The sequence below is a fragment of the Candidatus Photodesmus katoptron Akat1 genome, assembly GCF_000478685.1.
Taxonomy (GTDB): Bacteria; Pseudomonadota; Gammaproteobacteria; order Enterobacterales; family Vibrionaceae; genus Vibrio; species Vibrio anomalopis.
On sequence record NZ_AMSD01000001.1, the window covers coordinates 502889 to 525427 of the forward strand.

A 22539-nucleotide genomic window follows, 5' to 3' on the forward strand; every position below is an offset into this window, starting at 1 on the left:
AATACATCTAAATATAAAAGTATATATTCTTTTTAAAAATATAAAAATTTAGCAAATAAAAAAATTTCTGAAAAACAGTTTGTTTTATTTAAACTAACCTAATCAGGTCCAACTAATTATGCTTATTAGATTAATATATCGCTTAATTTTAATCATTCTTTCCCCAATTCCACTGATTATGCTATATAAAATGCAATTAACAAATTCAACTGTTGGTAAACGATGGAAAGAATATTTTGGTAAGATACCAAAGATAGAATCTAAACAAAAACCAATATGGTTACATGCTGCTTCTGTAGGAGAAGTAATTGCAGCTTTTCCTTTTATAAAAGCTCTTAAAGAAAGTTCTCCTAATGAAAAAATTTTAATTACAACTACAACATCTACTGGTGCAGAACAAGTTAAAAATTTAGGCTCATTAGTTGAACATCGTTATATGCCTATTGATTTTAAATTTGCAATTAAAAACTTTCTTCAAGCTATTAAACCCAAAAAAATGTTAATAATGGAAACAGAACTATGGCCTAATACCATACATGTTGTTAGCGAAGCTGGTATTCCTATAATAATCATAAATGCTAGATTATCTAACCGATCAATGAAAAGGTATAAAAAGTTCAATATACTATGCCGGTTCTTTTTAGAAAAAATCACAGCATTTCTATGTCAACATAAAACTGATGCAGAAAATTTTATTTCTTTAGGAATTTTAAAAAGTAAGATCTTTGTGACTGGATCGATAAAATTTGATTTAAACATAGATAAATCTATTCTAAAAAAAGGGAAAGACTTGCGTAAAAAATTAGGTAAAAGACGTCCAATTTGGGTTGCAGTCAGCACTCATCCTGGAGAGGAAGAAGAAATACTAGCTATTCATCATCAACTTTTAGATGAACTGCCAAATATTTTACTTATTTTAGCACCTAGACATCCAGAAAGATTTAATGCTGTAGCTAAATTATGTAAAAAAAAGAAACTACAGTACTCTAGACGTAGTAAAAATCAAAAAATAACACAGCACGATTCTATATATCTAGCAGACACTATGGGTGAAATGCTAACTATTATAGGTGCTGCAACTATATGTTTTATGGGAGGAAGCCTAATTCAAGATAAAGTTGGTGGACATAACGTTCTTGAACCCGCAATACTTAAAAAACCTATTTTAATTGGGCCTAATTATTTTAATTTTTTAGATATTATTCTCCAGCTTAAAAAACACCAAGCTATCAAAATCATTCATAATCCAAAAGAACTAGCTAATGCTTTAAAAATGCTCTTTAAATCAGAAAAACAGGTAAAAAAAATGGGAAATAATGCATTAAAAGTAATAAAAATGAATACAGGCGCAGTAAATAAAACAATTAACTTAATAAAATCTATAAAATAAAAATAACCTGCTAAATCTTTATTAATACTGTTTTCTATAAAAAAAATAGAAATACTCTAGGGTAGTATAAATATACTCATATGAAATCAAATAAAAAAACCAATGCAAAAATATAATAATATTTCTATAAATCGTTTCAGCGTTGCACCTATGTTAGGTTGGACAGACCAACATTGTAACTACTTCCATCGAAGATTATCTACTAAAACATTGCTTCATACAGAAATGATCACTACCAATGCAATTTTATATAGTAAAAAAAACAATTTAATCGAATATAATCCAATAGAACAACCTATAGCTATTCAACTAGCTGGTTCAAATCCAAGAGATTTTGCAAGATGTGCTAAACTCGTAGAGAATCTTGGATATAGTGAAATCAATATAAATATAGGGTGTCCATCAAACCGAGTTCAAAATGCAAATTTTGGTGCTTGTTTAATGACTAAACCTCATCTAGTTGTAAATTGTATATTAGCAATTAAAAGTATCGTAGATATTCCTGTTACAGTAAAAACTAGAATTGGTGTTGATAATCAAAATTCGGAACAATTTCTAATGAAATTTATTTCTACTGTGTCAGAAAAAGCAAAATGCAAAAAATTTACTATACACGCACGAGAAGCATGGTTAAATGGTTTAAATCCGAAAGAAAATAGAAACATTCCACCACTAAATTATTCCAAGGTATATCAACTTAAAAAAAAATTTCCACACCTAATTATTATATTAAACGGTGGTATAAAAACATTAAATGAATCATTACAACATTTGAAATATCTAGATGGTGTTATGATTGGCCGAGAAGCATATAAAAATCCATATATGTTATCTGAAGTTGAGAAAAAAATTTTTAATATGAATCAATTAAGAAAAAAACGGTACCAAATAATTGAAGAAATGTACCCTTACATTGAAGCTACACTTTCAACAGGGGGAAATTTAGGTCAAATCACTAGACACATGCTCGGTTTATTTAAAAATAAACCAGGATCAAAATATTGGCGTCGCTATATTAGTGAAAATGCATATAAAAAAAATGCTGGTATTGAAGTAATACAAAGAGCACTTAAAAAAATACAAAATATATAAAAAAAGAACTCAAATTTATCTGTCATAATGAAACTTTCATGTTTAAAGAATCAACTATTAAATTTTTTAAATACATTAATTAATCCATTAGTAGAACTATCATGCGAAGTGATTTTTAAATCATTATCAAGCTCTAGCAAAATCTTATCAGCTAATTCTTTTCCAAGTTCAACACCCCATTGATCAAAACTAAATATATTCCAAATAATGCCTTGTACAAAAATCTTATGCTCGTATATTGCAATTAAATTACCCAAAATACGAGGAGTAATTTTTTCAATTAAAATAGAATTTGTTGGCCTATTACCTTGAAATACTTTAAAGGGCACTAACATATTAATATATTTAGAGCTTTTTTTAGAATTTTTAAATTCATTTAAAACTACTTCTTCAGATTTACCAAACGCTAATGCCTCAGTTTGCGCAAAAAAATTAGATATAAGCTTTTTATGATGATCACCTATTGGATTATGACTGATTGCAGGAGCAATAAAATCACAAGGAATGAATTTAGTGCCTTGATGAATAAGCTGATAAAATGCATGTTGTCCATTAGTTCCAGGTTCTCCCCACACAATTGGACCAGTTTGATATTTAACAACTTTACCATTGCGATCTATATATTTACCATTTGATTCCATATTAGCTTGCTGGAAATAAGCAGAAAAACGATGCATATATCGATCATATGGAAGGATAGCTTCTGATTCCGCACCATAGAAATTATTATACCAAACTCCAATAAGAGCAAGAATAACTGGAATATTCTCTTCAAATTCTGTTGAAATAAAGTGCTTATCAATCTCATGAGCACCTTCTAATAATTCAATAAAATTTTCATAACCCACAGATAATGCTATAGATAGACCAACTGATGACCATAGTGAATAACGCCCCCCTACCCAATCCCAAAACTCAAACATATTTTCAATATTTATACCAAACTCAACTACTGAAACTGAGTTAACGGAAAGAGCTATAAAATGTTTTTCGATATCAGATTGATTCCCAGATGATTTTAAAAACCAAGAACGAGCACTAAATGCATTTGTCATCGTTTCTTGCGTAGTAAAAGTCTTAGAAGCAATTAAAAACAACGTTGTTTCAGGATTTATTTTTTTAAAAGTCTCTACAATATCAGTACCATCTACGTTAGATACAAAGTGTAATTTTAAATGATTTCTATATGATGATAGAGCCTCGCTAACCATATGAGGCCCAAGATCAGAACCTCCAATGCCAATATTTACTATATCAGTAATGGATTTCCCTGTATAACCTTTCCATTTACCACTAATAACAGAATTTGTAAAAAGCTTAATTTTTTCTAATACTGCATTAACGGATGGCATAATATCTTGGCCATTTAAGATTATAGGCTTATTGCTACGATTACGTAATGCTATATGAAGAACAGCACGACCTTCAGTATGATTTATTATATCCCCTTTAAACATTGAGGATATGGCTGTTTTTAACTCAGTCTCGTTTGCTAAATCAAATAACTTTGTAAGAGTTTCCTCAGTAATCAAATTTTTTGAGTAATCAATTAAAAGGCTTGTTCCAAATCGAATTGATAATTTATCAAATCGATTCGCATCTTGAGCAAAAAGTTTCTTAAGAAGCATACCTTTATTTATTTCAAAATGTTCTACTAATTTTTTCCAAGCTTTTGTTTTTATCGGATTAATATTTTTTAACATAATAATTATCCTGACATTAATTAGTGCTATAAATAGTCTAATATCAATGATATCTAGTAATTATTATTTTAATTACCAATACTAGATAGACATTAATAAAACATTACTATTATGTAGTTTTACAAATAGCATATCATATTTCTCAAAAAGTATATAATCTAAAATATTATGATTAAATTGCTTTTCATAAGAACATTTTTATCTAAATCTTGCCATTAAATTGGCATTTTCTATTTTTAAAAATAAGCAGATAAAAGAGAAAAAATTTCATAAAGAATAGGCAAATCTAAAGACCCATATTCATAATGCTTGATAGGATTAACATCTTGAGTTAAAGAATTAACTTTTAATAGAATGAATTCTAGGTTAGAATTTATTGCTATTTTTACGCTATTGCCCCTTTTTATTCTAGGAATAAATATTAATTTTATATTAAAAAAACTTTCGAATAAATATTTTATTTAAAATAAAATACTAAATTTAGTATAATAGAAAATCAGTTTATCTATAAATGTAGTATGTTTTGCTAAATTTGATAAAACTGAAAAAAAGCAATTAACTGCATATTATATTGGATCTAAGATATCATAAAAAAATATTCTCTCCAAGAATCAGACAAACACTATATTTACCGATAAATTTTTCACCTAAGATTACTGCCTGAGCTAACCCATCAGGACTAGATTGTGTAATATGCTGTAACTGAATACCAAAATTATTACCATTTCCTAACAATCGCTTAAAACTTATCTTTTCTTCTGGTTTTGTAATAATGAGAATCTGCTTAATACCTGCTAACATAATGGTTGAAAGTGAATAATAAATCATTGGTTTATTATAAACTGGAAATAATTGTTTGGATACAGCACAAATTTTTTAGAAATCTACTAAACTAACTATAGAACTATCCAATGCTTGATATAACCAAGTTTTATTATTTAAATACCATTTAACTGTTTTTCGAACCCAGAATCAAAGGTTTCTTCAGTCTCCATCCTAGTTCTCTTTCAATTTTAGAGGAATCGATAGCATCATGAATATCATTATCATGCCCAGGACGATCTGTTACATAAGTGATAAGGTCTTGATATTTATTTGCTCCATTAGGTTTATTAGGTACTAACTCTTCTAATATAGAATAAATAGTTTTCATAACCTCTATATTTGTTTTTTCATTATAACCACCTATATTATAAGTTTCACCAACTCTTCCTATTGTAATTACCTTATACAAGGCTTTAACATGATCTTCAACATAAATCCAATCACGAATTTGCCTACCATTTCATAGATAGTCAGTGGTAGACCTTTTAAGGCATTTACAATGATTAATGGAATTAATTTTTCTGGAAAATGATGTGGTCCATAATTATTTGAACAAGGAGTTATTATTGTAGGAAGATTAAATGTTTTGAACCAAACTCTAACTAAATGATCACTAGAAGCTTTTGAAGCTGATAAGGATTAGAAAGTGAATAAGGAGTTTTTTCTGTAAAAGCTTGAATTAGATAATTGAGTTTTCCATATACTTCATCTGTAGAAATATAATGAAAACGAAAAAGTGTTTTACATTTATTGTTTAATTTATTCCAATAAGTTAGAGAAGATTTAAGTAAAGCATGAGTACCTAGAATATTAGTTCTGATAAACACTAATATTTCAGAGATTGAACGATCTGCATGGCTTTCAGCAGCAAGATGCATTACAGAATCTAGTTTATGCTCAGAGCAAACACGATTTAATTCAATGAAATCACAAATATCAACTTGTTCAAAGAAATAACTCCATTTTTTTATCACATGTATTTAAAATGATATGACGAATAACAGAAGATCCTATAAAGTCAGCACAACCAGTAACTAACAGTTTCATTTTCATCCTTAGTAGGAAGAATTTATTTTATTTTTTATACTTCCTCATTATTTAACCGATTATCAAAAAATCTGTCTTTAAAATATAAAAAATTGATAAGTAAATAATGTTTACTTAATAATAAAGAACAAGAAAAACAAGAAATTGTTCTTTACACATAACTTATCTAAATATATAACTAAAATATTATAGAATTTAAAATTAGAATAGCAGAGTAAAATTGCAAATTAGTTAAAACAGTCATATATAAAGGTATTAATAAAATTAAGAAACAAAAACCAGTTTAATTCCATTAAAGTAGTTAGCAATGGATATTGCTGTTTATATAAAGATAATAAACATTGAACTAGTATAATTAAAATATCTAAAAAGTGATTTTAATATCGCAAAAACTCTCTGTATACTATGGGTCAAATCAACAACAAACAACTCCATAATACTCTCCAATACTTTACCATATATTTAATTCTATATTTTATTTTTTGGTACGAGTTTATAAACTTTAAAAGGCACATTAAATTTAATAATTAAAAGTTGTTTGATTTAACTAGATAATTTATTTAAATAAGAATTGCTACAATTATAGACTATTCATTTTAGGTAGAAAGCAAATGACTAATACGATTAAATTTAAGATACAGATCTCCATAGCAATCATTATTGCTATCGTAAGCACTGTCCAAGCATGGATTTCAGTAAACCAGCTAAAACAAGAAACAACCTCTGCGATCAATAGTGAAATGAAAAATATCAACATAACAACAGCTCGCTATATAAGTAATTGGCTAGAAATTCATAGTAAAATGATGCTTGCTAATGAATCTATTATCCGAGAATCAGGAAATGCTGATAGAGAAATGCTTGTTATTAAAAAAGCTGGCGATTTTCTATCTGTATACGCAGGTTTTAATGATGGCAGCATTTCCTATGGAGATAAAACAGAAATTTGGCCAAAAAGCTACGATCCAAGAACCCGACCTTGGTATAGAGATGCAATGTCCACGCAAAAATTAATAATAACTGAACCATACAGAGATTTTGATGGAAGCATCGTTATTAGTTTTGCTAAAGCCTTTTCTGGAAACAGAACTGGTGTACTGGCAGCAGACCTCACAGTTTCTAATATCATTGATGAAGTACTAAACCTGGAACTTGATGATGATGGATTCGCTTTCTTAGTTGATGGTAATAATAATATTGTTGCCTACAAACATGATAAATTAAGTCAAAAACCATTAACTGACTTAAATCCAATTTTGAATAAAAAGAAAATAAATGAGCTATCTGATATAGCTGACATCTCTACAGTTCCTTGGCCAAAACAAGGAAACAAATTAATTTTTATTTCTTCTATTCCCAAGACTGAATGGTCTCTTGGTTTAGTTATTGATAAAAACAAAGCATTGTATTCTGTATCTAAGCAAATTACCTTTACCACTGTTGCTCCTATTATCCTGTATATTATTATTGCTATAATTAGTACATGGATTATTACTCATCTACTTCAACCTTTAAAAACATTATCTAAAGCTCTACGAGAATTATCTCAAGGTAAAGGCGATTTAACACAACGAATTCATGTAAAACGTATGGACGAAATAGGAACATTGGCTAAGCATGTTAATCAGTTTTTAATCCAATTACAAAAAATGCTCAGAGGAATTGTTGATCATAGTCAAGAACTTTCTAAACAAGCAGAACAAGCCAGCAAAATTTCTCTTCAAGCAGCAGACCAAATCGAACATCAACAAAATGATGTAAATCAAATAGCTGCAGCAATCCATGAAATGTCTGCTACAGCAGCTGAAGTTTCTAGACATGCAGCTCTTACTGCTAATGCCTCAAAAGCATCATCTTCAGCTTGTAATGATGGTCAACAAGTGATTCAGAAAAATCAACAATCCATATTAAGCTTAGCCCATCAAGTTTCTGGAGCAGCAAAAATAATAGGAGAATTAGAAAACAATACTCAAAGCATCAATCAAATTTTATCGACTATTCAAGGCATTGCTGAACAAACAAATTTACTAGCACTTAATGCTGCAATTGAAGCTGCTCGCGCTGGTGAACAAGGTAGAGGTTTTGCAGTTGTAGCTGATGAAGTCCGTGTATTAAGTCAACGCACCCATGGCTCTACAGAAGAAATTCGTACTATGATTGAAACACTACAAAAAAATACTAGACATGCAGTTGATAGTATGGAAACAAGTACAAAACTCGCTGATACTAGTGTCAATTATGCTCAAGAAGCTCAAGATAGCTTAACTAAAATTACAGAAGCAATTACTGAAATTAACAATATGGCAGCTCAAATAGCAAGTGCCGCTGAAGAACAACGCACTGTAAGTGAAGATATTAGTCGTAATACTCAAGGTATCAAAGACGCTTCAGATGCACTAGCATCACAAGCTAGCCTAAGTAGCGAAAGCGCTAAAAATATGAATATAGCTACTAGTTCTATGCGTCAACAAATTAAACGTTTTAAAGTATAAATTCTAGAATATACATCCAATAACAGCAGATAATTTTTCTGAAAAATTAGTTCTATAATCATAATATATTTAAGAATATTTACTTGAAATAAACTTATATTAAATATAAAAAAGACTTACTTAAGGTTTCAGTTTTTTTAAAAACGAACTTGATGAGGTTATTATGTCAACTAAAAAACCAATGGTCCTAGTAATTCTTGATGGTTGGGGATACCGTGAAGATAATATAAATAATGCAGTTAACAATGCAAAAACACCAATAATGGATGAACTTATTTCTAATAATCCCAATACTATTATTTCAGCTTCTGGGGTTGATGTCGGTCTTCCAGATAAACAAATGGGAAACTCCGAAGTCGGTCATACTAATATTGGTGCAGGCCGTGTTGTATATCAAGATCTTACTCGTATTAGTAAAGCTATTTCCAATGGAAATTTTTTTAATAACCCTACTATTTTAGAATCAATAGATAAAGCTAAGACTACTGATAACGCAATTCATATTATAGGACTTTTGTCTCCAGGTGGAATCCATTCTCATGAAGAGCACATTTATGCAGCAATAAAAATGGCAGTGAGTCGTTCTGCAAAAAAAATTTACCTACATTGCTTTTTAGATGGCAGAGATACACCACCTTGTAGTGCACGAAATTCTTTACAACGTCTTGAAAATCTACTTGCTATTTTCAATTCTAGTCAAATTAGAATTGCTTCTTTGATAGGTCGTTATTATGCAATGGACCGAGATAATAATTGGGATAGAATTCAATTTGCATATGATCTTCTTACCTTAGCAAAAGCTTCTTTCACATATGATTCTGCATTAGAAGGATTAAGTGCAGCATATTTACGTCAGGAAAACGACGAATTTATAAAAGCAACTGAAATAAGAGCTAAAGGCCAAAAAAAAGTAAAAATTCAGAATGGTGATACAGTCATTTTTATGAATTATCGAGCAGATCGTGCACGTCAACTAACTAGTGTTTTTTTACCTGAATTTAATCATTTCAGACGAATAAAGGCTCCAATTACAAACTTTGTTATGCTAACTAAATATTCTGATTGCTTTCCATTACCAGTCGCTTTCCCTACAATCTCATTACATAATACATATGGTGAATGGCTATCTAAAAAAGGCTATACACAATTGCGTATCTCAGAAACTGAAAAATATGCGCATGTGACTTTTTTCTTTAATTGTGGTATTGAAAGCAAATTTAAAGGTGAAGTACATCAACTTGTCACTTCACCAAAAGTTCCAACTTACGATTTGCAGCCAGAAATGAATTCTAAAGAACTTACTAATAAACTTATTGCTGCAATTAAATCTAGTAAATATGATTCCATAGTTTGTAACTATCCTAATCCTGATATGGTTGGTCATACTGGTGTATATGAAGCTACAAAAAAAGCAATCGAAGCAATTGATATCTGTATTGGTGAAATTACTAAGGCTATTATAGAAGTTAATGGACAATTATTAATCACTGCTGATCATGGAAATGCAGAAATGATGGTTAATCCTAAAACCGGATCTATTCATACAGCACATACCAATCTGCCAGTGCCTTTAATTTATGTAGGTAATAAAAAATTTACATTTAAAAAAAACGGGAAACTATCAGACCTAGCACCAACTATGTTATATTTAGCGAATATTAATATTCCAACTGAAATGACTGGAAATATACTCATTGAATAATCGTAAACTTAATTTCTAAATTAAACGATTAATATCAATTATAATATTTTTTTAAAAAACCATTCATCCTTACGGATTCTATGCTTAAATAAAAATTCAGAAATGTTTTTGAACCAAAATACTTTACCTTAAAAATAAAGCAATAAGAAGAACACTATATTTAGTGATGAATATCATGCTATATTCACATATATTGAATTTCAACACGAGAAGTAATCCTTGTAACTAGTTCATATGCTAGTGTTCCTATATATCTTGCTATTTCTTCTGCTGGAAGTTCTCTCCCCCATAAAATAACTTCATCACCCACTTTATCTATAGAATTAAAACCCAAATCAATTGTAATCATATCCATAGATACACGACCAACAATAGGAACTTTTCGACCATTAAGAAAAACAGGTGTTCCATTGGGTGCCATTCTAGGGTAACCATCACCGTAACCAATAGAGATCACACCAACTTTAGTATTACATTTACTAATCCATGTTCTACCATAACCAATGCTTTCACCATATTTAATATCACGAATAGCAATCAGAACTGATTTTAGTGTCATAACAGGACGATAACCCAAAGTATTTACTCTTTGATTAAAGAATGGAGACAATCCATACATAATTATTCCAGGCCTAACCCATTCTAAATAGGTTTTATTTAAATATAATAAAGCACCTGAAGCAGCAATTGAACGTTCGCCATTACAATCTTTAGTTAATGATAAAAATAATTTAAATTGTTTCATAGAAAAATTAAAATCATCAGCACAAGAAAAATGGCTCATAACTCGCAATGATTTGTCAATATTTCTACAAGATTTTAACCTAACTAGAAAATCAAAACACTGATTTGGATTAATTCCTAAACGATTCATACCAGTATCTATTTTTAACCAAACAACAATTGGAACTTTAAGTTTAGTCTGCTCTAATAACAATAATTGTTCTTCACAATGCAACACTGTTTGAATGTTATTAGCTGATAAAATAAACAAATCGCTTAGAGAATAAAAACCTTCTAATAAAATGATAGGTTTTAGAATACCAGATTCTCTTAACTGCAATGCTTCTTCAATGCGAGCAACCCCAATTGCATGAACACTATTAGTGCATCGGGCAATACGACATAATCCATGACCATAAGCGTTTGCTTTAAGTATGGCCATAATTTTACTATTAGGTGCTTGAGTTTTAATTAGAGCTATATTATCTTGAAAAGCCTTTAAGTCTACTACTGCCTTAACAGCTATTCCATAACCTTTATCATTGCTCATCTTCAAATGAAAAACCCATATAATTATCAAAACGAGCAAATTGACCTTGAAAGGTTAATTTTACCGAACCAATAGGACCATTACGTTGTTTCCCAATAATTATTTCAGCAACCCCTTTTAGTGAAGTCTTAGAATTATATACTTCATCACGATAAATAAACATAATTAAATCAGCATCTTGTTCAATAGCTCCAGATTCACGTAAATCTGAATTAATTGGACGTTTGTCTGCACGTTGTTCCAAAGAACGATTTAACTGCGATAATGCAACTACAGGTACATTTAATTCTTTTGCGAGTGCTTTTAAAGAACGGGATATCTCTGAAATTTCTAATGTTCGACTATCTTGCAAACTTGGAACTCGCATTAGCTGTAAGTAATCTATCATAATCATAGCTAATCCATCAGAATCACGTGCAATACGACGAGCTCGTGAACGTAACTCAGTTGGAGTTAAACCAGAACTATCATCAATATATATATTTTTCTTTTGCATCAAAATAGCAATAGTAGAAGATATACGAGCCCAATCTTCATCATTAAGTTGACCAGTACGAATCTTCGTTTGAGCAACACGAGATAAAGAAGCCAACATACGCATCATCAGTTGATCAGCAGGCATCTCTAAAGAAAAAATTAAAACTGTCTTATCTTGTAGCATAGCTATATTTTCACATATATTCATAGCAAAAGTGGTTTTTCCCATTGATGGGCGTGCTGCTACAACAATAAGTTCAGCGTTTTGTAATCCAGCTGTTTTTTTATTAAGGTCACTAAAACCTGTACTTAACCCTATCACACCGTCTTGAGGTGTTTTATATAGTATTTCAATTTTTTCTAACGTTTTCTCAAGAATACTATCAACATTCTGTGGACCTTCATTTTCAATTGTACGTGCTTCTCCAATAGCAAATACTTTGCTTTCAACAAAATCTAATAAATCTTCTGATGTCCTTCCTTGTGGATTGTAAGCTGCTGTGGCAATTTCATGTGATAAACTAATTAAACTTCTTATAAGAGCTCGTTCAGAGACAATAGTGGCATAAGCATTTATATTAGCAGCACTTGGAGTGTTTTTGACTAAATCAACTAAATAGGCTAAGCCACCAACATCTTCAAGCTGTTCTCGTCGGTCTAAAAATTCTGATAAAGTAACTAAATCAAGAGGTTTTCCATCTTCTAAAATTGATTTTATAGATTCAAAAATTAAACGATGAGGATGAAGATAGAAATCTTTTATTACTAGTTTTTCTGAAACTATATCCCAACGTAGATTATCTAGGAGTAAACCACCAATAACTGACTGCTCTGCTTCTAATGAATGCGGAGGAATCTTAATTGCATCAATTTCAAAATCTGTTTTTTTTTGATTTCTATTATTGATTTTGGAATTAGCCATAATTACACTCAATGTATTCTAAATATTGATGGTATAGGTATAACCGAACCTCAAATTTAATATATCTAAATCTTAATAAAAACTAAAACAGATATTATAAATTACAAAATAGAAAGCAAACTCAGAAAACTAAAAAAGAGAAAAGTAAATTTTTATAAAAAAAGACAAGCGTTATTTTACTTACTAAGTAATCTAAACTACGCTGAAACCACATGTAATCTAATAGAAACCACTACTTCTGGGTGAAATTGTAAACTAATATCAAATTCACCAGTACTACGGATCACTCCATCGGGTAAACAAATTTCACTTTTTTCTACTTCAACACCCATGGATGAAATAGCATTGGCAATGTTACGAGCACCAACTGAACCAAATAATTTGCCTTCATCACCTGCTTTAGAAGATATAACTACATTACTAAGATTATTCACTTTTTCAGCCCGAGCTTTAGCAAGTGATAACTGTTCAGTAACTTTAGCTTTCAACTTATCAGAACGAATCTTAAACATTTTTACATTAACTTCAGTAGCTACAACCGCTTTGCCTTTAGGAATAAGAAAATTACGAGCATAACCCGATCTAACATTCACTGTATCACCAAAGGCACCAAGATTACTTACTTTATCAAGTAAAATAACTCGCATTATACAATCCTTTTAAGTAAATAAAAAACCAATAACTAATGTTTATCAGTATAAGGTAATAAAGCCAAATAGCGTGCACGCTTAATAGCACGTGCTAACTGACGCTGATATCTAGAACTTGTACCAGTAATGCGACTTGGAACAATTTTTCCAGTTTCAGTAATATAATTTTTTAGAGTTACTATATCTTTATAATCGATATCTTGTATACCCTCTGCTGTAAAACGGCAGAATTTACGACGACGAAAAAAACGAGCCACAGTATATTTCCTATTAATCTTTTAATTAAAGAACTCTCTGAATGAGAGAATAACTTAGTTACGCTATCAATTCCAACAGATATAATATACACATAATGAATTACGTCTATATTACTTTACAGAAAATCTATAAATAAAACCCTTCATTAAAAACTCAGACTATATTGGAAATACATATAGTCATGGTTGCTTTGTTAATCCTATACGCTCTTCTCGACGGGAAGAACGCTCTTCTTTTGGTTTCATCATAATAGATTGCTCAGTAATAGAATTATTTACAGACATAATCATATTACGCATAACTATATCATTAAAACGAAAAGCAGTTTCTATCTCATTAATGATTTTTGGAGTAACTTCAACATTCATAAGAACATAGTGAGCTTTATGTAGTTTATTAATTGGATAAGCCATTTGTCGACGACCCCAATTTTCTAAACGATGAACCGTACCGCCTGACTTAACTACAATGGAAGTATAATGATCAATCATACCTTCCACTTGCTCACTTTGATCAGGATCTACCATGAATACTATTTCATAATGACGCATTATTATTTGCTCCTTACGGACTATTAGCTTCCAAACTTATATTGACTTTCAAAAAACAAAGGTAAAAGGAAGCAAGGAACTAAAAAAACAAGGACTGCCGATTTTATAAAAAAAAACAGAACGAGCAAGAAAAAAAGATTATCTTAAACACTAAATCTATAGTTTAAATAACCCCTTCTAAGCTATTTTTTTAGAAAACATTTTAAAAATCATGTTCTATCTAACTTAGAAAGGGATATTATATCTTTCTTATTCAAAAATTTTAGCAACAATACCAGCACCTACTGTGCGACCACCTTCACGAATAGCGAATCGTAATCCTTCATGCATAGCTATTGGAGCTATTAACTCAACAATCATTTTTATATTGTCACCTGGCATGACCATTTCAACACCTTCTGGTAAAGAAATATTGCCTGTTACATCAGTTGTACGAAAATAAAACTGCGGTCGATAACCTTTAAAAAATGGAGTATGTCTACCACCTTCATCTTTTGACAACACGTATACTTCAGATTCAAACCTGGTATGTGGAGTCATTGAATTAGGCTTGGCTAATACTTGACCACGTTCAACTTCATCACGCTTTATACCCCGAAGAAGTACACCAACATTTTCACCAGCACGACCTTCATCTAATAACTTACGAAACATTTCAACACCAGTACATGTAGTGGTTATAGTATCTTTTATCCCAATAATGGAAACTTCCTCTCCAACTTTTAAGGCCCCACGCTCAATACGGCCAGTCACTACTGTACCACGACCTTGAATGGAAAATACATCTTCAATAGGCATTAAAAATGGCATATCAACTGCACGTTTAGGCTCTGGTATATAATTGTCTAAAGCTTCAGCAAGCTCAATAACTTTTGCAGTCCATTGCTCTTCACCATTTAATGCACCTAATGCAGAGCCTTGAATTACTGGCAAAGTATCACCTGGAAAATCATATTCAGATAAAAGTTCACGAACTTCCATTTCTACTAACTCAAGTAATTCCTCATCATCAACCATATCACATTTATTCATAAATACCACGATGTAAGGAATACCAACCTGACGTCCTAGTAATATATGTTCACGGGTTTGTGGCATAGGCCCATCTGTTGCTGCTACTACTAAAATACCACCATCCATTTGAGCCGCACCAGTAATCATGTTTTTAACATAATCTGCATGTCCTGGACAATCAACATGTGCATAATGTCGTGTTGGAGTATCATACTCAACATGAGAAGTAGAGATAGTAATACCTCGCTCACGCTCTTCTGGAGCATTATCAATAGACGCAAAGTCTCTTGCAGCACCCCCGTATACTTTAGATAATGTAGTACAAATAGCTGCAGTTAAGGTGGTCTTACCGTGGTCAACATGGCCAATAGTACCAACGTTCACATGCGGTTTTACACGTTCGAATTTTTCTTTAGACACAATCGTGTTCCTTTTATCATTTATAAAATTTATAAATTCCTGTTTTTTACTATAAAACTGAAATAAGCACTGAACATATATCTATTCTAGTTTCAATTCCTATTGATGCAATACCTCTAAATTAACTTATTTTACCATTATAAGGCAGTTATATACTCATACTCATTAAGGTAGAGAGTATGTTTTTAGGTACTTCAATATACTTACTGAATTCCATAGAATAAGAAGCACGACCCCGTGTTGCAGAACGTAAGTGAGTAGAATAACCAAACATTGTAGATAAAGGGACTTGTGCACTTACTATCTTAAGCTGAACAGTTTTTTCATTAATTTCTTGAATAGTACCACGGCGACGATTAAGATCACCAATAACTTCACCTATACAATCTATTGGAGTTATTATTTCAACTTGCATTAGTGGTTCCAAAACTATAGGCTTCGCATCTAAAGAACCTTTTTTAAGAGCGACTGAACTAGCAATTCTAAATGCCATCTGACTTGAATCAGTTTCATGATATGATCCACCTAACAGAGTTACCTTTATATCTAGCATAGGATACCCGGCTAACACTCCATTATTCATTTGTTCTTTAATACCAAGAATGATGGAAGGAATATACTCATCAGGGATAGAATCATCTAAAACTTCATTTAGGAAAACAAATCCTTCTCCAACCTTTGCAGGTTCAATTTTCAATAAAACACGAGCATATTGATTGCGTCCTGAAAATTCATATATAAATTCTTCTTCAACTTTTACTATATTACAAATAGTTTCACGAAACGCTACTTGGGGTTTGCCAACCTTGCAGTTAATAGAAAATTCACGTTTCATTCGATCAATTATGATATCCAAATGCAGTTCACCCATACCTGCAATCAAAATTTGCCCTGATTCATTATCAACTTTAACTTGAAATGAAGGATCTTCTTTCGATATTACTGTCAGTGCTTTTATCATTTTTTCTTGTTCTGATTGAAAGGATGATTCTACTGACATTTGAATAACAGGAACTGGAAATTCTATTTGCTCTAAAATTAATTTATTTTCTCTCGAACAGAGAGTATCTCCTGTTTTAACGTCTTTTAAACCAATAATAGCAGCAATATCACCAGAAAAAACCGCTTTTATTTCTTGTCTCTTATTTGAGTGCATTTGCATAATTCGATCTACGCGATCAAACTTATCTCTAACTGAATTATAAATGAGTTCTCCTGTTTTGATAACACCAGAATAGACACGAATAAAAACTAATGTACCAACAAAAGGATCCGTCGAAATTTTGAATACTAAAGCTGAAAATGGTTCATCATCACTAACACGACGTTTTACTTTGTGATTTTTATCATCGATTCCTATAACAGCAGGAACATCAAAAGGAGAAGGAAGATATTCAATAATAGCATCTAAAATTGCTTGTATTCCTTGATTTTTAAATGCGCTACCACACATTGCTAATACAATTTCATTGTTTAATGTACGATTACGAAGTCCATTTTTTATTTCATTCTCTGTTAAATCAACACCTAAAAGGTATTTATCCATCAACTCTTCATTAGATTCAACAGCAACCTCAATGAGGTTATCATGCCATTTCTTAGCAAGTTCTTTCATATTAATTGGAATATCTTCATAAGAAAAAGTAAGACCTTGATCGACTTCATTCCAACGAATTGCTTTCATTTTTATTAGATCAATAATGCCAGAAAATCTATTTTCTTCTCCAATACTTAATTGAATTGGAACTACATTTACATTAAAATGCGTCTTGATTTCATCTACAACACGCAAAAAATTTGCCCCTATACGGTCCATCTTGTTAACGAAGATTAAACGAGGAATAGCATATTTATCTGCTTGATACCATACCGTTTCTGATTGTGATTCAACACCAGAATTTCCACAAAATACTAAGATTACACCGTCAAGAACGCGTAAAGAACGTTCAACTTCAATTGTAAAATCAACATGTCCTGGAGTATCGATAATATTTATTCGATTGGAAGGAAACTGAGAACACATACCGGACCAAAAGGTTGTAATGGCAGCAGAAGTAATTGTAATTCCGCGCTCTCGTTCCTGATCCATCCAATCCATAATAGCCGTGCCATCATGCACTTCACCAATCTTATGAGAGAATCCAGTATAAAAAAGGATACGCTCAGTTGTGGTGGTTTTTCCCGCATCTACATGAGCACAAATACCAATATTACGATAGTTCTCAATAGGAGTTTCACGAACCAACATAATGTTTTCCCATTCTACATCAGTACGACAAGATACAGCTAGCACAAAGCTAGTCTTTTAACCCTAGATTTCTTAAATAAAAGACTTAACAAACGAAAGTTACTCTTATATTGAAAGAGAACAAAATAATCGGTATTTTACCAACGGTAATGAGCAAATGCTTTATTTGCATCAGCCATACGATGGATATCCTCACGTTTCCTAACTGAAGCTCCTTTGTTTTCAGAGGCATCTAGCAGCTCTGCAGCTAGACGTTTTGCCATAGACTTTTCAGCACGTTTACGCGCTGACTCAACTAACCAACGCATTGCTAAGGCATTACGCCGAACAGGACGTACTTCAACAGGGACTTGATAAGTTGAACCACCTACACGACGAGATTTAACTTCTACTAAAGGACGCACATTTTCTAATGCTCCTTCAAACAAGGATAAATGTGTTTTACCAGTTTTTATAGAACCAGTATCTAAGGCAGTGTATATTATTTTTTCTGCAATAGATTTTTTTCCATCAACCATAAGTATATTAACAAATTTTGCCAATAATTCGGATTTAAATTTGGGATCCGGAAGAATTTTTCGTTGAGCTATAATACGACGACGCGACATTGAGAATTCTCCTTGCAATTTTCAGGTTATCCAAAACCTTTCAGTTTTCTTTCTAAAAACATAATCTAATGCTTGGCCTTACTTAACAAAAGAGATTAGATTAGGACCTTACTCGCTTAACACCATACTTAGAACGAGCCTGCTTACGATCATTTACACCAGCACAATCAAGTGCTCCACGAACAGTATGATAACGCACACCAGGTAGATCTTTAACTCGACCACCACGTATTAGCACAACTGAATGTTCCTGAAGATTATGACCTTCTCCACCAATATATGATGTAACCTCAAAGCCATTTGTTAAACGAACACGGCAAACTTTACGAAGAGCTGAATTTGGTTTCTTAGGCGTCGTAGTATATACACGAGTACAAACACCACGCTTTTGTGGACACGATTGAAGCGCAGGTACATTACTTTTAGCAACCTGCTTCACACGAGGCTTACGTACTAGTTGATTAATAGTTGCCATTATCTCCCTCCTAAGCATAAAGAATACTTCTAGACACGACCTAACAACTTATAATAAAACCTTTATTTTATTCTTTAAGTAAAGAATATGTCAAGAATATATATTTAATTTATTTTTCGTTAATCATTGTAAATAGCATTAATATTAATGCTAATATTAATGCTAAAAATAAGAGCAATTACCAGGTAATTGCTTTACTGTGTTTCTCAGTTAATTTTACAAAACCATCAAAACTAATCAATCCGATTCTGAAAGAAACAATATCTGTAATACCTCTAGCAATAACATCTTCTCTTAATAAAAACACGTTACCTAATGCTTTCTTTAATAAGGAGTGTTGATAATGTTTAGGATTTCCTATATAAACTGCTGATTCAACCAATAAAATATCATCCTTAGTTAAATAGTACCTAAAAGCTAAATGTAATTTATCTAACGACTTTACAATATGAAGCATAAACTAAAACACCACAAGTTGATCGCAATAATTCATTAAGATTGCTAGTTCATGTTCAGTTTTTTTTTTTGTTTTTATAATGAGCGGACTATTTTGGAAACCAAGCTTAATCAAGCTTTTTTTACATAAATAAATATTATTAATTTCATATAATTCCATAATTTTAAAAGCACTTATATAGTCTCTGCTTAAAATTTTCTGAGGTTTTTGTTCAGAAACAAGTTGAGACACTGCATCACCAATAAAAAATACACTAATACTGTTACAGTAAGCAGAAACAGAAAACAAAAAATCTAGGCCTTCCCTACCAGATGAAATACTATGTGGAAAAGAATTGAATATCAAACCTATTTTTTTCAAAACTGAATTACTCTATCTTGTATTAAAATTGCTTCAGCTAAAGTACCTAATCCAACTTGCTCAAAATGCTTAGCAAGATTACTCGTTGATAGTTGATATCTTTTAGCTTCATTTTTTCCTACTATCCCTCTTCGTAAAGCCGCGGAAAAACAAACTTCAAGTTTTACTTTATGAGCTACTGCCAATTTTTGCCAAGCTAAAACAAGGTCAAAATCATCATTTTCTGGTGCAGTGAGTGATGAAGCATTTAATACTCCATTTTGATAAAAAAAAACATCATGCAAAATATGACCTCTATGAATCAAAGCTTTTGAAAATAAATAAGCATTACGAGCTGATTGAGATCCATAAATTGAACCAGTTACTATGAGAGTATATTTTAGAATTAGCCTAACCTCGAAAATTAATATTAATACACTTGTTTTTTTACCGTTTAAATTTATTACTCATTGAAAATTTTTAATAACTCAATCTCAAATATTAAAGTAGAATTTGCTGGAATAGTTGGTGTATCGTGCAAACCATAAGCTAACTCTGATGGAATAACAAATTTAAATTTTGAACCTACAGACATTAATTGCACACCTTCAATCCAACCTTGAATGACATGTTTTAAAGAAAAAGTAGCAGGTTCACCACGTTCATATGAACTATCAAATTGACTACCATCAACTAAAGTACCTTTGTAGTGTACTTGGACTGTATCATCTTCTTTTGGTTTTTGACCTTCAGATTGTCTTATAATTTGATATAATAAACCAGAATCAGTTTTAATAACATTACTTTCCTTCTCGAATTCTTTCTGGAATTCAGTTCCTAATTTTTTAACCTCAGCAGCTTTTTCTAAAGATTGGTTTTGTATTGCATCTCCTATACGCATATCTAACTCTTTTAATATTGAAGCTACTTCTTCCTCATTAAGCTTAGGATTACCTAAAAACACATCTTCAATACCTCGAAGAACGATATGCTTATCAAGATTAATCCCAATTTCACTGGGTTTTTTTATATTATTACTCAAATAATTAGCAAATGATACTCCAATTGAATACGCAATTCTATTATCCTCTATATTAAGATCTACTCCATTTTTGATAGGTGGAACTGGTACTTCTTTTTTTTGACAACCCATTAATATAATAAATGTCATTGAAAGCAATGATACTTTAAAGATTAATTTCATTAAATTCTCCAATTTTTAAAAATTCATTCTATTATAATGAGAAATGTAAATCACTCAAGAACTTAGTATATTAAAGGATAATAAAGCTTGATACGAAACGTTTTCATTATGTTGTTGTTATTTATATAACTAAATAATAGTCTGTGTATTATTGAATAAAAATAGCATTTATGTTGCATTAAAAAGAGATGAACTGTTAGCAGTAATATCTAGAACTTAAAAATAGGTATAAATATTAGCTGAAACAAATGGTTTTTTTCTAGCGAATGATTCTATCATAATGCTACTATCTAATAACTAAACAGTAATAATATTAGTGAGATAATATATTTGAGACTAATTAAAATAAAGGGAGCTTTTAATAAAGAATAAAAGTATTAAGATATAAGGGCTTTGAGCCCTTATATCTTAATCATCATTTTAAAAACTCACCATGATAATTATTCATATATCGAAAAAAATGACTTTTAGGATCTAATACTAAAATATCATTTTTGCTATTAAAAGATTTTTCATAAGCTTTTAAAGAACGAATAAAGCTAAAAAACTCAGGTTCTTTATTATATGATTGAGAATAAATTTTAGCAGCTTTAGCATCTGCTTTACCTCGAGTTACACGTGCTGTCTTATCAGCTTCTGCTAAAACAGTAGCTACTTCAAGTTCTGCTTGTGCACGAATAACCTCTGCTTTTTTACGACCCTGAGAACGATGTTTTCTAGCAACTGATTCACGTTCAGCTCTCATACGCTTATAGATAGAATCACTAATATTATCAGGTAAATTTATTTTTTTCATACGAAAATCAACAACATCTACACCTAAATCATTCATAGCACTATCACGAGTACCAGTTAGTACTTTAGCCATAATTATGTCTCGTTGACCATCAATCTCTAGCGCTTCTTTAGCTGCTTTAGTAGAAATTTGCTGATTATTAATCTTAGATAAGTCTTCATTATTACGAGGACCAGATACAATCTGCTTAATTTCTCTTGAACCAATTTCAGAACGTAATACATCAGTTACTTTACGTTCTAAAAGAGCCTCTGCAGTCAAAATATTACCACCTCCAGTTGTAAGATAAAAACGTCCAAAATCAGCAATTCGCCACTTTACATAAGTATCTATAATAACATCTTTTTTCTCTGATGTAACAAAACGGTCAGAGCGTCCATCCATTGTTTGTATACGAGCATCTAATACTTTAACATGGTCAAATAACGGCATTTTAAAATGCAATCCTGGAGAATAAATTCGTGAAGTTCCTTCATTATCTAAAACTCTTCCAAAGCGTACTACTATCCCACGATCACCTTCATAAATAACGAAAAATGACATTAAGATAAATATAACATTGATTACTAATATAGGAATCATTAAGTTACGCATTT

19 protein-coding genes and 2 pseudogenes are annotated in these 22539 nt (G+C 31.1%); 4 read left to right on the top strand and 17 right to left on the bottom strand.

The window, feature by feature from the left end; genetic code table 11:
• Nucleotides 1–118 precede the first annotated feature (118 nt).
• Nucleotides 119–1390 carry a lipid IV(A) 3-deoxy-D-manno-octulosonic acid transferase gene (gene waaA / locus O1U_RS02170; RefSeq protein WP_016503778.1) on the top strand — a complete coding sequence of 424 codons (1272 nt, stop codon included), beginning with the start codon at nt 119–121 and terminating at the stop codon, nt 1388–1390.
• 102 nt (nt 1391–1492) lie between these two features.
• Nucleotides 1493–2482, top strand: coding sequence for a tRNA dihydrouridine(20/20a) synthase DusA (gene dusA, locus O1U_RS02175; protein ID WP_016503779.1), 990 nt, complete (start codon nt 1493–1495; stop codon nt 2480–2482).
• Between the two features lie 50 nt (nt 2483–2532).
• Here the strand turns inward: dusA and pgi are convergent, their stop codons facing one another.
• The 3 genes and pseudogenes from pgi to O1U_RS02190 form a co-directional block, all read right to left on the bottom strand.
• Nucleotides 2533–4185 (bottom strand): glucose-6-phosphate isomerase, encoded by a 1653-nt coding sequence (gene pgi, locus O1U_RS02180; RefSeq protein ID WP_016503780.1) that lies wholly within the window; start codon nt 4183–4185, stop codon nt 2533–2535.
• Between the two features lie 591 nt (nt 4186–4776).
• Nucleotides 4777–5058: pseudogene (locus tag O1U_RS02185) on the bottom strand (sugar phosphate nucleotidyltransferase); the annotation flags it as partial.
• 3 nt (nt 5059–5061) lie between these two features.
• A pseudogene (locus O1U_RS02190) lies at nt 5062–6057 on the bottom strand (GDP-mannose 4,6-dehydratase).
• Nucleotides 6058–6668: 611 nt separating this feature from the next.
• On the opposite strand from O1U_RS02190, the gene O1U_RS02195 reads away from it, so the two are divergent.
• Nucleotides 6669–8549, top strand: a complete 1881-nt coding sequence (locus tag O1U_RS02195) for a methyl-accepting chemotaxis protein (protein WP_016503782.1) — start codon at nt 6669–6671, stop codon at nt 8547–8549.
• 163 nt (nt 8550–8712) lie between these two features.
• Nucleotides 8713–10251 (top strand): 2,3-bisphosphoglycerate-independent phosphoglycerate mutase, encoded by a 1539-nt coding sequence (gene gpmI, locus O1U_RS02200; RefSeq protein WP_016503783.1) that lies wholly within the window; start codon nt 8713–8715, stop codon nt 10249–10251.
• 184 nt (nt 10252–10435) lie between these two features.
• Here gpmI and alr read toward each other — a convergent pair whose 3' ends face one another.
• The 14 genes from alr to hflC form a co-directional block, all read right to left on the bottom strand.
• Nucleotides 10436–11524: an alanine racemase gene (gene alr / locus O1U_RS02205; protein WP_016503784.1), complete on the bottom strand. Its 1089-nt coding sequence runs from the start codon at nt 11522–11524 to the stop codon at nt 10436–10438.
• Nucleotides 11514–12923, bottom strand: a complete 1410-nt coding sequence (locus tag O1U_RS02210; protein ID WP_016503785.1) for a replicative DNA helicase — start codon at nt 12921–12923, stop codon at nt 11514–11516. The genes alr and O1U_RS02210 overlap by 11 nt, the downstream gene beginning before the upstream one ends.
• A 197-nt stretch (nt 12924–13120) precedes the next feature.
• Nucleotides 13121–13570, bottom strand: a complete 450-nt coding sequence (rplI, locus tag O1U_RS02215; RefSeq protein WP_016503786.1) for a 50S ribosomal protein L9 — start codon at nt 13568–13570, stop codon at nt 13121–13123.
• Between the two features lie 35 nt (nt 13571–13605).
• Nucleotides 13606–13830, bottom strand: coding sequence for a 30S ribosomal protein S18 (rpsR, locus tag O1U_RS02220; protein WP_016503787.1), 225 nt, complete (start codon nt 13828–13830; stop codon nt 13606–13608).
• Nucleotides 13831–14010: 180 nt separating this feature from the next.
• Nucleotides 14011–14382, bottom strand: coding sequence for a 30S ribosomal protein S6 (gene rpsF / locus O1U_RS02225; RefSeq protein WP_016503788.1), 372 nt, complete (start codon nt 14380–14382; stop codon nt 14011–14013).
• Between the two features lie 249 nt (nt 14383–14631).
• Nucleotides 14632–15816, bottom strand: a complete 1185-nt coding sequence (gene tuf / locus O1U_RS02230; protein ID WP_040356503.1) for an elongation factor Tu — start codon at nt 15814–15816, stop codon at nt 14632–14634.
• A gap of 148 nt (nt 15817–15964) precedes the next feature.
• Complete coding sequence (fusA, locus tag O1U_RS02235; protein ID WP_016503790.1) at nt 15965–18061, bottom strand: elongation factor G; 2097 nt, start codon at nt 18059–18061, stop codon at nt 15965–15967.
• A 140-nt stretch (nt 18062–18201) separates the two neighbouring features.
• Nucleotides 18202–18672, bottom strand: a complete 471-nt coding sequence (rpsG, locus tag O1U_RS02240; protein WP_016503791.1) for a 30S ribosomal protein S7 — start codon at nt 18670–18672, stop codon at nt 18202–18204.
• A 100-nt stretch (nt 18673–18772) separates the two neighbouring features.
• A complete protein-coding gene (gene rpsL / locus O1U_RS02245; protein ID WP_016503792.1) occupies nt 18773–19147 on the bottom strand; it encodes a 30S ribosomal protein S12 in 375 nt (124 codons plus the stop codon).
• A gap of 178 nt (nt 19148–19325) precedes the next feature.
• Nucleotides 19326–19604, bottom strand: coding sequence for a sulfurtransferase complex subunit TusB (gene tusB / locus O1U_RS02250; RefSeq protein WP_016503793.1), 279 nt, complete (start codon nt 19602–19604; stop codon nt 19326–19328).
• 3 nt (nt 19605–19607) lie between these two features.
• Complete coding sequence (gene tusC, locus O1U_RS02255) at nt 19608–19964, bottom strand: sulfurtransferase complex subunit TusC (RefSeq protein ID WP_016503794.1); 357 nt, start codon at nt 19962–19964, stop codon at nt 19608–19610.
• The gene (gene tusD / locus O1U_RS02260) at nt 19961–20368 is read right to left on the bottom strand and encodes a sulfurtransferase complex subunit TusD (RefSeq protein ID WP_034411137.1); all 408 of its coding nucleotides are present in this window, start codon (nt 20366–20368) and stop codon (nt 19961–19963) included. Before tusD ends, tusC begins: the two co-directional genes overlap by 4 nt.
• 38 nt (nt 20369–20406) lie before the next feature.
• Entirely contained in the window at nt 20407–21147 is a 741-nt protein-coding gene (fkpA, locus tag O1U_RS02265) for an FKBP-type peptidyl-prolyl cis-trans isomerase (protein ID WP_016503796.1), read from the bottom strand.
• Between the two features lie 415 nt (nt 21148–21562).
• Nucleotides 21563–22537 (bottom strand): protease modulator HflC, encoded by a 975-nt coding sequence (gene hflC, locus O1U_RS02270; protein ID WP_016503797.1) that lies wholly within the window; start codon nt 22535–22537, stop codon nt 21563–21565.
• Nucleotides 22538–22539: the final 2 nt, after the last annotated feature.

Coding starts and splice junctions, on each gene's coding strand:
- dusA (WP_016503779.1), top strand. CDS start 1,493: ATGCAAAAATATAATAATATTTCTATAAATCGTTTCAGCGTTGCACCT.
- hflC (WP_016503797.1), bottom strand. CDS start 22,537: ATGCGTAACTTAATGATTCCTATATTAGTAATCAATGTTATATTTATC.
- rpsL (WP_016503792.1), bottom strand. CDS start 19,147: ATGGCAACTATTAATCAACTAGTACGTAAGCCTCGTGTGAAGCAGGTT.
- alr (WP_016503784.1), bottom strand. CDS start 11,524: ATGAGCAATGATAAAGGTTATGGAATAGCTGTTAAGGCAGTAGTAGAC.
- O1U_RS02210 (WP_016503785.1), bottom strand. CDS start 12,923: ATGGCTAATTCCAAAATCAATAATAGAAATCAAAAAAAAACAGATTTT.
- O1U_RS02195 (WP_016503782.1), top strand. CDS start 6,669: ATGACTAATACGATTAAATTTAAGATACAGATCTCCATAGCAATCATT.
- rpsG (WP_016503791.1), bottom strand. CDS start 18,672: ATGTCGCGTCGTCGTATTATAGCTCAACGAAAAATTCTTCCGGATCCC.
- waaA (WP_016503778.1), top strand. CDS start 119: ATGCTTATTAGATTAATATATCGCTTAATTTTAATCATTCTTTCCCCA.
- pgi (WP_016503780.1), bottom strand. CDS start 4,185: ATGTTAAAAAATATTAATCCGATAAAAACAAAAGCTTGGAAAAAATTA.
- fkpA (WP_016503796.1), bottom strand. CDS start 21,147: ATGAAATTAATCTTTAAAGTATCATTGCTTTCAATGACATTTATTATA.
- rpsF (WP_016503788.1), bottom strand. CDS start 14,382: ATGCGTCATTATGAAATAGTATTCATGGTAGATCCTGATCAAAGTGAG.
- gpmI (WP_016503783.1), top strand. CDS start 8,713: ATGTCAACTAAAAAACCAATGGTCCTAGTAATTCTTGATGGTTGGGGA.
- rplI (WP_016503786.1), bottom strand. CDS start 13,570: ATGCGAGTTATTTTACTTGATAAAGTAAGTAATCTTGGTGCCTTTGGT.
- tusB (WP_016503793.1), bottom strand. CDS start 19,604: ATGCTTCATATTGTAAAGTCGTTAGATAAATTACATTTAGCTTTTAGG.